7 protein-coding genes are annotated in these 13,285 nt (G+C 42.6%); 6 read left to right on the forward strand and 1 reads right to left on the reverse strand.

What is annotated here, in order from left to right:
* Positions 1-69: 69 nt before the first annotated feature.
* Both G1O98_RS17095 and G1O98_RS17100 read left to right on the forward strand, forming a co-directional pair.
* The gene (locus G1O98_RS17095) at positions 70-3,261 is read left to right on the forward strand and encodes an efflux RND transporter permease subunit (RefSeq protein ID WP_163929898.1); all 3,192 of its coding nucleotides are present in this window, start codon (positions 70-72) and stop codon (positions 3,259-3,261) included.
* A 100-nt stretch (positions 3,262-3,361) separates the two neighbouring features.
* Entirely contained in the window at positions 3,362-3,826 is a 465-nt protein-coding gene (locus G1O98_RS17100) for an RpiB/LacA/LacB family sugar-phosphate isomerase (RefSeq protein WP_163929899.1), read from the forward strand.
* Here G1O98_RS17100 and G1O98_RS17105 read toward each other — a convergent pair.
* On the reverse strand, positions 3,809-5,827 hold the full coding sequence (locus G1O98_RS17105) for a heavy metal translocating P-type ATPase (RefSeq protein ID WP_163929900.1): 2,019 nt from the start codon (positions 5,825-5,827) through the stop codon (positions 3,809-3,811). The two genes, G1O98_RS17100 and G1O98_RS17105, sit on opposite strands and share 18 nt — an antisense overlap.
* A 248-nt stretch (positions 5,828-6,075) precedes the next feature.
* On the opposite strand from G1O98_RS17105, the gene G1O98_RS17110 reads away from it, so the two are divergent.
* The 4 genes from G1O98_RS17110 (at position 6,076) to G1O98_RS40040 (ending at position 13,191) form a co-directional block, all read left to right on the forward strand.
* Entirely contained in the window at positions 6,076-7,185 is a 1,110-nt protein-coding gene (locus G1O98_RS17110) for an ATP-binding protein (protein ID WP_163929901.1), read from the forward strand.
* Positions 7,172-7,747 carry a hypothetical protein gene (locus G1O98_RS17115; protein WP_163929902.1) on the forward strand — a complete coding sequence of 192 codons (576 nt, stop codon included), beginning with the start codon at positions 7,172-7,174 and terminating at the stop codon, positions 7,745-7,747. The genes G1O98_RS17110 and G1O98_RS17115 overlap by 14 nt, the downstream gene beginning before the upstream one ends.
* A 3-nt stretch (positions 7,748-7,750) precedes the next feature.
* Positions 7,751-8,881, forward strand: coding sequence for a precorrin-8X methylmutase (locus tag G1O98_RS17120; protein ID WP_163929903.1), 1,131 nt, complete (start codon positions 7,751-7,753; stop codon positions 8,879-8,881).
* Between the two features lie 371 nt (positions 8,882-9,252).
* Complete coding sequence (locus G1O98_RS40040) at positions 9,253-13,191, forward strand: DUF4912 domain-containing protein (protein ID WP_243458462.1); 3,939 nt, start codon at positions 9,253-9,255, stop codon at positions 13,189-13,191.
* Positions 13,192-13,285: the final 94 nt, after the last annotated feature.

Below are 13,285 nucleotides of genomic sequence, written 5' to 3' on the forward strand. Positions count from 1 at the left end.
ATTCCCCATTCCCCATTCCCCATTCCCCAATACCGAATGCCAAATACCCAAAGCCCAATTTTTTAAACTATGTTTGTTGACTTCTTTATTAAGCGGCCAATTTTTGCATCGGTCTGTGCGATCATCATCCTTTTAACAGGATTAATCAGTATTCCCTCACTACCGATCGCAAGATTCCCAGAAATTAGTCCCACCCAAATCACTGTAACTTCCAACTATAGCGGAGCTAGTGCAGAAGTCGTAGAAAGCGGAGTGACAAATATCTTAGAAAGGCAAATCAATGGGGTTGAGGGACTAAGATATCTCACTTCCAGCAGCAGTAACGATGGTACTAGTACCATTACAGCCACCTTCGATTCATCGCGTGATAAAGATATTGCAGCTGTGGATGTGCAAAATCGTGTTTCTGTTGCCCAACCACAACTACCAGACTCTGTGCAACGCACGGGAGTGCGAGTATCGAAAGAATCTAGTAACATCCTCTTAGCGATTGGTTTATTCGCTGAAAATAAAGAGTATGACAATACATTCTTAAGTAACTATGCCGACCTTTACTTAGCAGATGCCTTAAAAAGAGTCAAAGGTGTGAGCAACGCTCAAATTTTTGGTGAACGTCGCTATGCAATGCGCTTGTGGTTAGATCCAACTCGCCTTGCCAATCGGGGGCTAACAACTCAGGATGTAGCGAATGCTTTATCTGAACAAAACTTGCAAGTTGGTGCAGGGAGAATTGGACAAGAACCTGCTCCTGAAGGACAAAGGTATCAACTTGATGTGCGTGCTGCTAGCCGATTAGCAGAACCATCAGAATTTGAAGAAATTGTCCTCAAAACTGGAGATGATGGCACATTAGTCAAGCTCAAAGATGTCGGTAGAGCAGAACTGGGTGCAGAAAACTACAGTTCATTTCTACGATTTCGTGGTAAAGATGCTGTCGGTTTAGGGATTTATCAGGTTCCTGGTAGTAATGCCTTGGATGTAGCCAAGGGAGTCAAAGCCGAAATTGCGCGATTAGCTCCAAGTTTTCCCCCAGGAATGAAATATCAAGTAGCTTTTGACACGACATCGTTTGTCGAAGAGTCGATGGCAGAAGTGCTGAAGAGCCTGATTGAATCGGTGGTGCTGGTTGTAATTGTAATTTTTGTGTTTTTGCAGGACTGGCGAACTACCTTAATTCCCGCAATTACTATTCCGCTTTCCTTCATTGGGATATTTGGCTTCGTCAAAGTTTTTAACTTTTCAATTAATAGTTTGACTTTGTTTGGTCTGACTTTAGCATCAGGGATGGTGGTAGATGATGCGATCATTGTAGTAGAGCAAATCAGCCGTTTTATTCAGGATAAAGGTATAAATCCTCGCCGAGCCGCTAGTGAATCAATGGCGGAACTTTTTGGAGCAGTGATTGCAACTTCACTGGTATTGATGGCAGTATTTATACCAGTGGCGTTCTTTCCGGGAACCACAGGCGCACTTTATCGGCAATTTGCGCTGACGATCGCCTTTTCCATTGCGATTTCGACTTTTTTGGCTTTGACTCTGATACCTTCTTTGTGTGGAGTGTTGCTGCGTCAAGGACAAAGACCTTCAGGCTGGCTGGGTTGGATTTTTGGCCAGATAAATCGCTTTCTCGACTGGGTACAGCATAGTTATAAGCGATCGCTTACCTTTCTCGCACGCATTAAAGGTATCGTCATTGGGTTGTTTATCGTCTCCTTGGGAATGACTGCTTGGCTGTACATGACAGTACCAACAGCTTTTCTACCCGATGAAGATGAAGGTTACTTCATCACAATTATCCAAGGGCCGCAAGGGGTTTCGTTGCAATATACCAGCGATGTGATTGCACAGGTAGAAAAAGAAATTCTGAAAATTCCTGAAGTAGTGGGGACTTTTGCGATCGGAGGATTTGGTTTTAGTGGTAGCACCGCCAATAGCGGCATCATATTTACCACTTTAAAATCATGGGATGAGCGCTCAAAACCCGATCAATCAGTACAGGCGATTATTGGTAGCTTGCAAGGGAAGTTGATGGCAATCCCAGAAGCCAGAGTTTTTCCTGTGAACCCCCCAGCAATTCAGGGTTTAGGCAACTTTGGCGGCTTTGTCTTTCAACTGCAAGACCGCAGAGGTAACGGTGGCTTAGAAAATTTGGTGCAATCGATGGGTAAGTTGCTAGGTAAAGCTAATCAAACACCTGGATTACAAGCTGTATTTAGTACCTTTGCCGCAGATACACCACAATTGCTTGTGGAAGTAGACCGCAATAAAGCCAAATCATTGCAAGTTTCTATAGATGATGTCTTCAGTACTTTACAAACTGCTTTGGGATCGCAATATGTAAATGATTTTAATCTCCAGCAGCGCAATTATCGCGTGTATCTCCAGGCAGATCAGCAGTTTCGTTCCAATCCAAAAGATATTGGTAAACTATACGTTCGTTCTCAAAAGAATCAAATGATTCCTTTAAGTAACTTAGTCACAGTTACTTCGACGGTGGGAGCGCAAACTATCAATCACTACAATCTGTTCCGCTCAATTGAAATTAATGGTGCCGCCGCCCCTGGCTCTAGTTCTGGAGACGCAATTAAAGCAATGGAACAAGTTGCTAAAGAAGTTTTACCAGCAGGTTATGGCTATGAATGGTCAGGGACTGCATTAGAAGAAATAGATTCTGGTGGTTTAGCACCCATAATCTTTGGATTAGGATTGGTATTTGTATTTTTGGTGCTAGCTGCTCAATATGAGAACTACGTTGACCCCTTTATCATTCTGTTATCAGTTCCCTTAGCTATTTTTGGAGCGCTTGTAGCTCAATCGTTACGGGGTTTTTCTAATGATGTTTACTGTCAAATTGGTCTAGTAATGTTGATTGGTTTGGCTAGTAAGAACGCTATTTTGATTGTGGAGTTTGCTAACCAATTGCGAGAGCAAGGACTTTCGATTACTAAAGCAGTAATTGAAGCTTCACAAGAACGGTTACGCCCAATTTTGATGACTGCCTTTGCTACTCTTTTAGGAATTTTCCCATTGGCTAATTCCACAGGTGCTGGTGCAGGTAGTCGCCAATCTTTGGGAACAGCAGTTTTTGGTGGAATGTTAATTGCGACTTTCTTGAGTTTGTTTGTAGTACCGATTTTGTATATCGTGATTAAGACAACAACAGAGCGCTTTATCAAACCAAATCGGCATCAAGAACTGCAAACAGATGCAGTTTCATTGGATGGTAAAAGTGCTGTATATTCAGCAAAAGGCGAGAATTAATTTGTAATTCCTAATTTGTAATTAATTTTTTCCTGTTCCCTGTCTCCTATAAACATCGTAGTATGAAGAGATGGGGAAGACTAATTTTAAGGGGGAATGCATGAAAATCGCTATTGGCAGTGATGAACGCACCAACCTTACTGATAGGGTACTTGAAGAACTTAAGCAGCGTGGGCATGAAGTTATACCCTTCGGTTCCTTAGCTGAGAATGATTTAGAAGTTGATTGGCCCCTCAGTTGTAGTAAAGTTGCTTTGGCAGTAGCAACCCAAAAAGCAGATGAGGGGATTGTCTTTTGTTGGACTGGTACTGGTGCATCTATTGCCGCCAACAAAGTTTTAGGGATACGTGCGGCATTATGCCATGACGCTGAAACTGCACGTGGGGCACGTATTTGGAATCATGCGAATGTCCTAGTATTCAGTTTACGTGCCACTACAGAAGCGATCGCAAAAGAAATATTAGATGCCTGGTTTAGCACACCCTTTTCTGAAGATGAGTGGAACATTCTGCAAATGGAGCGGATTAGACAGTTAGAGAAGAGTGCTTTATTTCAGCAATCTTAGACCACTCAGGGTAACTAATACTGTAGAGCCTTCATGCCCAATCACGCCGATGGGTAGGTTAATACTTCCTAAAAAGTTGCCCATCAAGAGCAACACAATAAAACCCAATGCTACGAATATATTCTGTTTGACTATGGATTGCGATCGCCTCCCCAAATGTATCGCCACCGCAATTTTTTCTAACTTGTCTGCCATCAGTACTATATCTGCGGTTTCCAATGCCACATCACTACCAGATATTCCCATCGCTATACCTACAGATGCTTGGGCTAAAGCTGGTGCATCATTAATTCCATCGCCCACCATTGCCACTGTTTGATATTGTTGCTGTAAAAGGCGGATAACATCAAGCTTATCTTCTGGTAGAAGTTGAGCATATACCCGATCAATTGCTACTGCTTTGGCGACACTTTGAGCAGTTTTTTCATTATCTCCAGTTAGCATGACAATTTGCTCAATTCCCAGTTGCTTCAAGCGAGAAATGGTTGCTGCTGCTTGCGATCTTACTTCATCTGCGATCGCAATTACACCCATCACCTCTGCCCCCCTGCTCCCCTGCTCCCCTGCTCCCCTGCCTACTTGTGCTACCCAAACGACAGTTTTACCTTCTTGCTCTAAAGATTGAGCCATTTCTTGCAATTCTTCAGGTAAATTTGTCACATACTGCTGTACAAAAACAGCATTGCCTACAATTATTTGTTGTTCTTGAGCAATTCCCACAATTCCCTGTCCAGGTATAGCTTGCACTTGGATTGCACCAACCAAATCCAAATCACCCTTCGGGTTCAACGGTTTCGACTCGACGGGAACCGCCTTCGCGGAGCGTCTCGCAGAGAAGACTCGAACTGTTTCACCAGCCGCTTGCACAATTGCTTTACCGATGGGATGTTCTGAATAGGATTCCACGCTAGCTGCGGCTTTTAATACATTTTCTTGACTGTATTCACTAGCTGCAATTACTTGGAATACCTGCACCTGTCCTGTTGTCAGAGTACCAGTTTTATCAAATGCGATCGCACGGACTTTGCCAATTTTCTCTAACTGCGCCCCATTCTTAAACAAAATCCCTTGTCTTGCACCATTGGCGATTCCTGAAAGCAGCGTGGGCATAATTGCAGCCATCAGCGCACAGGGAGAAGCCACCACTAAGAAGGTAAGCGCCCGATAAATTGTTGTTTCCCAGTCCCAACCCCAAAGAAACGGCGGTAAAGTTGCCAGTAATACTCCGGCTACTACAATAACTTTGGCATATCCCTTCTCGAAGCGATCGATAAACTCTTGCGAAGGTGGTGCTTCTGTCTGCGCCTGTTCTACCAAGCGAATCACACGCTGAATCAAGCTGCTTTGGGCTGGTTTGTGTACCTTAATCTGCAATGCACCATAGCCGTTAAGTGTGCCGGCAAATACTTCTGCACCCACCGTTTTTTCTACAGGTAAAGACTCGCCTGTAATTGCAGCTTGATTGAGAGTACTGTAACCAGATAAAATTATCCCATCAGTAGGAATTAGCTCTCCAGGTTTGACGACAATCTCATCACCCACTTTTAACTGACTAATAGGAATTTCTTCTTCTCTTCCCTGAAGTAAAACTCTTGCTGTATCTGGTGTCAGGCTCATCAAACTGCGGATACTGCGCTCAGTTCGCGCCATTGCATAGCCTTCTAGTGCGCCACTGATGGCGAAGATGAGTATCAAAATTGCCCCATCAATAATTAGATGATATTCTCTTCGCCAGAAGCCGAGACTAGCAGCACCAATCGCCGCCACAATCATCAGCAAATCTACATCAAGTTCCTTTTCTTTGAAAAGGGTAGTTAATCCTTCCCGCGCACTTTCATAACCACCAATTACGTAAGCAGCAGGTAGCAGCAGAAATGCCAATCCCAACCAACCGAGATGCAGGGCGAACCATCCAAAGAATAGTAGCAAGCCACATAAAAGGGCTGCTACGGTATCTGTGTGTTCTCTGGTGAATTGGGTAAAACGTTGGGGGTAGAGCATGAGAGGTGAATTAATAGGGACTCTCTCAGGCTAAACCTTGACATTAATGTTAATGTCAAGGTTTATAATGATTTTGAAACGCAGAGGGGCGCTGTAGACGCTTTTGCGGCTTGCCGCAGGCTGGGAAGCGCAAAGGTACGCAGAGTTAAATTTTTATCTGTGTTCTGGGAATGTTTTCAAAAGCGGAATGTAGGCAAATGGGACGATTTAACTGTTACCTTTAAAATTGCACTAATAGGAAAAAATATATGCTAAAGCGAATTTATATTGATAACTTTCGCGGCTTGGTAAATTTTGAGATGAATTTTGAATCGATTAACCTGTTTCTTGGTGGTAACGGAGCAGGTAAATCAACTGTATTTGAAGTTTTACGGAAAATTCAAATTTTTATAAGTGGTGGCGAAAAAGTAGAAGAGATTTTTAAATCTGATGACTGTACTCGCTGGCAGACTTTACAAATTCAGCGTTTTGAACTAGAAATTACTGGCAATAATGGTCGTTATAAATATGAATTTGCTATTAAACATAATCAAGAAAAAAGCCATATTGAATATGAACGATTATGGTTTAATAATCAACTTTTATTGAAAGTAGAGAAAAATCAATTTCAACTATCCCAAGAAGATGAAAAAATAATCAGATCACCTATTAATGAATCGCAATTTTCTATCCTATCTTTTTTTGCAGGAAATTCAAAGCTTAATTGGTTCCGAAATCGCATTGAGCGATTTATTATTGTCCAAATCATTCCTAGTTTGATGGTTGATGGTAGTGAACATGAAGAAATACAATTGACTTATAGAATGGAGAACTTTGTTTCTTGGTATCGCTACATTTCGCAAGATCAGGGTAAAATTGCTGATCTGATAGACGTTTTAAAAAATATATTAGATGGTTTTATAAGTTTTAAATTTGAAAAATTTGGTGAAAAGTATCGAATTCTAAAATTACGATTTTCGACAGATGAAGATAGGAAAAAAATTATTGATTATCGTTTTAGTGAATTATCCGATGGTCAAAAAGTGGTAATTGCCCTGTACACCATTCTCTATTGCACTGAATCTGAAGATTATACACTTTGCATTGATGAGCCAGAAAGTTTTTTAGCTCTGCCGGAAATTCAACCTTGGCTAATTCAACTTTATGATTTCTGTATTGACGGAAAAATACAAGCTTTGCTAATCTCCCATCATCCTGTCTTAATTAATTATCTTTTAGCTTCACCTATAGGTTATTGGTTTGAGCGTCAAAGTAATGCACCTGTACGAGTAAAACCAATCAGTAATCAAGAAACTAAAAATTCAGGATTACCAATTTCAGAACTGATTGCACGAGGCTGGCTGTATGACCCAGAATAGAGTACAGATAGTAATTTTGTGTGAGGATCTACAACAGCAAGTTTTTGCATACCATTTTTTGAAAAAACGAGGCTTTAATATAAATCCAAAAAACGTCACAATTAGGACTTCCCCAACAGGTAAAGGTGCAGGAGAGCAGTTTGTTAGAAAGCATTATGCAGCAGAGGTTAAAGAATATCGGCGAAAAAACTATCGTTCAGGAATGCTAGTAGTATTGATTGATGCAGATACTGAAACAGTAAGGGCAACACTGAAAGAATTAGATAATGCACTGATAGAAAATTCACAGGAACTTCGGAAGCCTGATGAGAAAATAGCAATCTTTGTGCCAAAAAGAAATATCGAAACTTGGATACATTATTTACGAACAGGAGAAGTTGTAGAAGAAGAAGAAGCAGAAAAATCCAAATATCCAAAATTCCCTAAAAATGAGGCAATTTGTAAACCCGGTGTTGAACAATTAGCAAACCAGTGTTCTCAAGGGAGTTTAGATGAAAATGCACCGCCATCTCTTCAGGCGGCTTGTGAAGAGTTACAAAGAATTTTGCCGTTGTTGGAGTAAATCATGAATGCTGGTTGCTTAACTATTAAAGAACTCACTGATGCGGTTGGCGGCGGTTTAACTCCGCGGATGGTGCGACATTATCATCAATTGGGACTTTTACCGCAACCAGTGCGATCGCGTAGCAATTACCGTCTCTATACCAAAACAGATGTTCTTAGGCTACAACGGATTGTAGCACTGAAGCAGCAAGGGTTTCAGCTCAACCATATCCGCAATATTTTGGAGGTGGAACCAGAAGCTGACACAACTGTTAACCTCATGGGACAACTTCAGCAGCAATATCGCGCGGTGATGCAACAAATTTCTCAATTGCGGCAAACTGCATCAGCATTAGAAGGATTATTGGGGCGCGATCGCCATTGTCAAATTATCCAGGCGGAAGTTTTGGCACAACTCAAGTTACTTGATGTCGAAACCCAAGCCGGATTGGGGGGATTGGAAAATCTCTGGAGTGGCTTGGATGCCGAAATTCATACCCATTCAGAAGCTTTTTCCGAATCGCTACAACGCTTATTACCAGATTTATCTCACCGTTCGGAAATTGAACAACACTTAATTTCTCAGTTGGTTTTGGCTTGTGGCGATGTGAGTTTAGTATCCTTTGTGAAATTAAGCCGAGATGCGATCGCAGCTAGCCGAGAAGCCTTATCTTCAAGCTGTCAAATCGTTGTTGATACCCAAACGGTTGCGGCTGCTTTAGATCAAACCCGATTACTTCACTTGGGATGCTGCACTGAAACCTTAATTGATAATCCCCACATTACCACCGCCACAGAAGCAGAAGCAGCTTTTTGGCAACATCGAGAATGGCGATCAAAATTGCTGCAAGTAAATCCAGGTTGCGTGCTGGTGGTTGGTTATGCTCCTTCAGTCCTTGTAGAAGTTTGTGACGCGATTAGCAATCAAAAAATTCAGCCAGCATTAGTAATTGGAATGCCCATTGGTTTTAGTCATGCTCCGGCAGCCAAGCGACAACTGATGCAACAAGGGATACCTTTTATTACAGTTGCAGGAACTTTGGGAGGTGGCGCTTTAGCTGCTACTGCCCTAAATGCTTTGGTGGAGTCGCTGATTGATAAGCCAGATTGTCATTGTTATCTCAAAAATATAGTAGATTCCTCTGAGTGCTGAACAATAAGTACTCAATTAAGATACTCAGTACTCAGTATGACTGAAAATAATATTGTTAAATAATATTGAATTTGCTACACTTTACCAGTTTTAGTAATTCAATAATTCATAATTGTGGCCATAAGCTACCAACTTGGTATAAGTTGCAATATAAATTAGAACATTTTATAGTAAACAGACTCTGGCAATGAGAGTATAAATTATCATGCTATATAATCTCATTCCAAGTATAAATCAATATAAGTGCGCTGAAGGAACTTAGAAGTAAAGAGAACTCAGATGTATAATTAGCGCGTCTCCTCCATAAACTTTAACAAGATTGTGGGTTAAGACTGGTAGGCTTTCTATTTTTTACTTTAATTAAGGGGCTTATGTGGCAACAAGAAAAAAAAGATACTTCGATAATCAGGCTGATACTATGGGTTGCTTTAGCTACAACTCCTATGGCAGCAGGTTTGCTGGTATCAGAACCTATACTGGCGCAATCTAAACCTGAGTCTCCTTCTTTTACACTGCCGCAAACAGTGCAGAATGGAACGACAATTCGGATTGATGGTTCAAATAGTTTGGGTGCAATCAACCAAAGTCTAAAAGAGAATTTTGAAAAACAGTTTTCGGGTACTAAGGTTGAAGTTGCCGCTAATGGCACTGATACAGCACTGAAAGATTTGCTAGATGGCAAAATCGACATCGTAGCAATGGGACGGGGGTTGACACCAGCAGAAAAAGCTCAAGGACTAGAGCAAGTCCGCTTGCGCCGTGAGAAGATTGCGATCGTGGTCAGCGCAGATAATCCTTTCAAAGGAAGCTTGACTAGTAGGCAATTTGCTCGGATTTTCCGGGGACAAATTACAAATTGGTCACAATTAGGAGCGCCTCCAGGGAAAATTCGGTTAATCGACCACCCGAACACAAGTGAGACTCGCAATACTTTTCGCACTTATCCAGCCTTCAAGACTGCTGAATTTGCTACAGGGTCTAGTGCTACCCAACTAAGTGAGGATAATACCGCAGAAATCATCAAACAACTGGGTAAAGATGGCATCAGCTATGTGTTAGCTAATCAGGTGTCGAAGCTGCAAAATGTGAGAGTTCTGCAATTACATCAAGCCTTACCAGATGATGCAAAATATCCCTTCTCGCAACCTTTAGTTTACGTTTACAAAAAAAATCCCAGCTTAAGCGTAGTAGATTTTCTTGGCTTTACCCTTGCACCCGCAGGACAGCAGGCTATAGAACAAGCAAGAACAGCTGAAGCAACTGCGATCGCAACCAACGTATCACAACCTATTGTCACGCCTTCTCCCACTGTCCAAACGACACCTGCTGCGACAGCTTCCCCTAATGCTACTGCTTCTGCATTTGCCGAACAGCCTTTTGTCGCTCCTGCCACTACTGCACAAAAAAGCCCAATTGTCAACAAAGAAGTACCGTTTTGGGTACTGCTACCTTTGTTTTTTGTTAGTGTAATTGCAGCGTTGGCCTGGTGGACTCTCGGAAAAAACCCATCATCCGATGATAAAACAGACAACTTACCCGAATCAAATCCTCATCCACCCGATCCAGAAGATGGAGAAACAGCAGTACTTAATGCCAGCACAGCTGCCTCCATTAACGGAGCGATGCTTGAAGAACAGCCAGTTTCACAATTCCAAGAGCAAGAAACCCCCGATCGCACTCCTTTCAATATCTATGCTCAAACACAATCTGAATTGGCTGAGAATGGTACTCACGAGGCAAGTAATGGAAATTCTAACCTCTATGAAGGCACAACTTCTACTCTAACTAATGGAGCGGGAGCCGCAGCTTTAACTGGTGGTGCGGCTTTAGCAACAGGCATTGGAGCAGCTACCTGGTCTGCCTTTAACAACAAAGAAACAGAAACAAACGCCATTGATGAGACGGTCGAGCTAAATAATTATACTGAGACAAATACACCCGATTCTGATGAGGTTGCATGGGATATAGAAGCCCCAGCAGCTGTAGTAAATACTCCATATCCTCACTTGGGCAATCTTCCCGAAGAAATATCTTCTGATGTAGAACTGCCTTCATCTGAGGTAACAGCCCCACTGCCAGAATTACCAGATGTGCCAGAAGTAACATCTGGTTTGGAATATTGGGACACAGAAATTTCTGAAGATGAGATAGATGAGGAACTTCAAGCAGAATTGAACTGGCTACAGAGTATCACCTCAACTGAAGATACAGATGAATTCCCCTTACCAGACTCTGACGAAGTGGAACCTTCACCGTTACCACCATCTCCACTGCTCAATTTGCCAGAATTGCCAGATGTAGATGTATTCAATGTGGTAGCAGATGCAGCCGAACCTCCGATCGAGGTGGTAGACGAAACTCAAACAGAGACAACTGTTAGCGAGGGTGCTGCTGAGAATGACTCCATAGATTTTGCAGACGTTGCGGCTTTAGCAGCAGGCGCAGGGATTGGAGCCTGGGCGATTAATCTGGGATCGGATACCCCAGGAGAAACTGATACTACGATTGACAATGTGCCAATCGCAGCCGAAACAGATATCCACTTGGGAGATGCAGAAGATGAGAGCAGTATTTTGCTCACACCGCATACTTCTACATCAGCTAATGTCTCTTGGGAAATTTCTGAAACCAAGAAAGCAGCACTGCGTCAACAAGGCGGTTCGCAATTGGTAGTGCGGCTCTATGATACAACTGGCATTGACTTGAGTTATCAAAGTCCCCAGCTTGTCCAGCAGTATGAATCTGAGGAGACAGCACACGATCGCTTAGTAGAGATTCCCGCCAGCGATCGCGATTATATAGCTGAAATTGGTTATCTTGCTGATGGTGAACGTTGGTTATTCATTGCTCGTTCAGCAGTTGTTCGTTTCTTCAGTCCTGTGCATCCAGATCCGATCATTGATGATGTGGCGATTGCGGATCAAACAGATATTCACTTCGGAGATGTTGAAGAAGAGAGCAGTATTGTGCTTACACCACATACTTCTACATCGGCTCATGTCTCTTGGAAAGTTTCCGAAACCAAGAAAGCAGCACTACGTCAACAGGGCGGCTCTCAATTTATAGTGCGGCTCTATGATGTGACTGGGATTGACTTGAGCTATCAAATTCCTCAGCTTGTCAAGCAGTATGAATCTGAAGAGACAGTAAACGACGGACTGGCGGATGTTCCCGCCAGCGATCGCGATTATATAGCTGAAATTGGTTATCTCGCTGATGGCGAACGCTGGTTATTCATTGCCCGTTCAGCAGTTGTTCATTTCTCCAGTTCTGTATATCCAGATCCCATCGTTGATGATGTGGCGATTGCGGATGAAACAGATATTCACTTGGTAGATGTTGAAGAAGAGAGCAGTCTTGTCCTCACACCTCGCACTTACCAATGGGCTGATGTCTCTTGGGAGATATCCGAAACCAAGAAAGCAGCACTACGTGAACAGGGCGGCTCTAAATTGGTAGTGCGGTTATATGATGCAACTGGGATTGACTTGAGTTATCAACATCCTCAGTTTGTCCAGCAATATGAATGTGAAGAGACTGCAAAAGATCGCTTTGTGGAAATTCCCATCAGCGATCGCGATTACATAGCTGAAATTGGCTATGTCGCTGATGGCCATCGCTGGTTATTTATTGCCCGTTCTGCGATCGCTCGTGTTTTCAGTCCTGTTCCTACAGATTCCACCGTTGAAAATGGAGCGTTACCAAGCGAAACAGCTATTAACTTGGTAAACGTAGAAGAAAAGAACAATGAAGAAGAAAGCAACATACTGCTCACACCCCGCACTCCTAAATGGGCTTATGTCTCTTGGCACATTTCCCAGACTCAGAACAAAGCGCTGCAACAACAGGGCGGTTCTCAATTGGTAGTGCGGCTTTACGATGTAACTGGGATTGACTTGAGTTATCAAAGTCCCCAGCTTGTACAGCAGTATGAATGTGAAGAAGTAGCCCGCGATCGCTTTGTGGCCATTCCCGTGAGCGATCGCGATTATATGGTTGAAATTGGTTATATAGCTGATGGCGATTGTTGGTTACTCATCGCCCGTTCACCTAATGTTCGCGTTTTCAGTCGTTCCCACGAAGATTTTTGGTTTGTAGCAGATGCTGAGTTAATTATTCACGGAGCAACCCAACCAAATACAAGCGTAAACATTGCTGGACATCCCATCAAAATCAAACCCGATGGTACTTTCCACCTGCGTCTTCCCTTTTCAGATGGTTTAATGGACTATCTCATAACAGTAGCGGCTGATGGAGAATCCACCAAAACCATCCATAAAAAGTTCTCTCAGGAAACTTCAGAGAACTAGTAATTACTCTTAGTTATCCCCTCTCAACCTACAGCTCTCTCCTATCAGGTAAGTGTGGGAGAGGGGATTTTATTTCTAGGACTTGCATTAACAA

The organism is Nostoc sp. UIC 10630 (genome assembly GCF_010747425.1).
In the GTDB taxonomy this organism is placed as follows: Bacteria; Cyanobacteriota; Cyanobacteriia; order Cyanobacteriales; family Nostocaceae; genus Nostoc.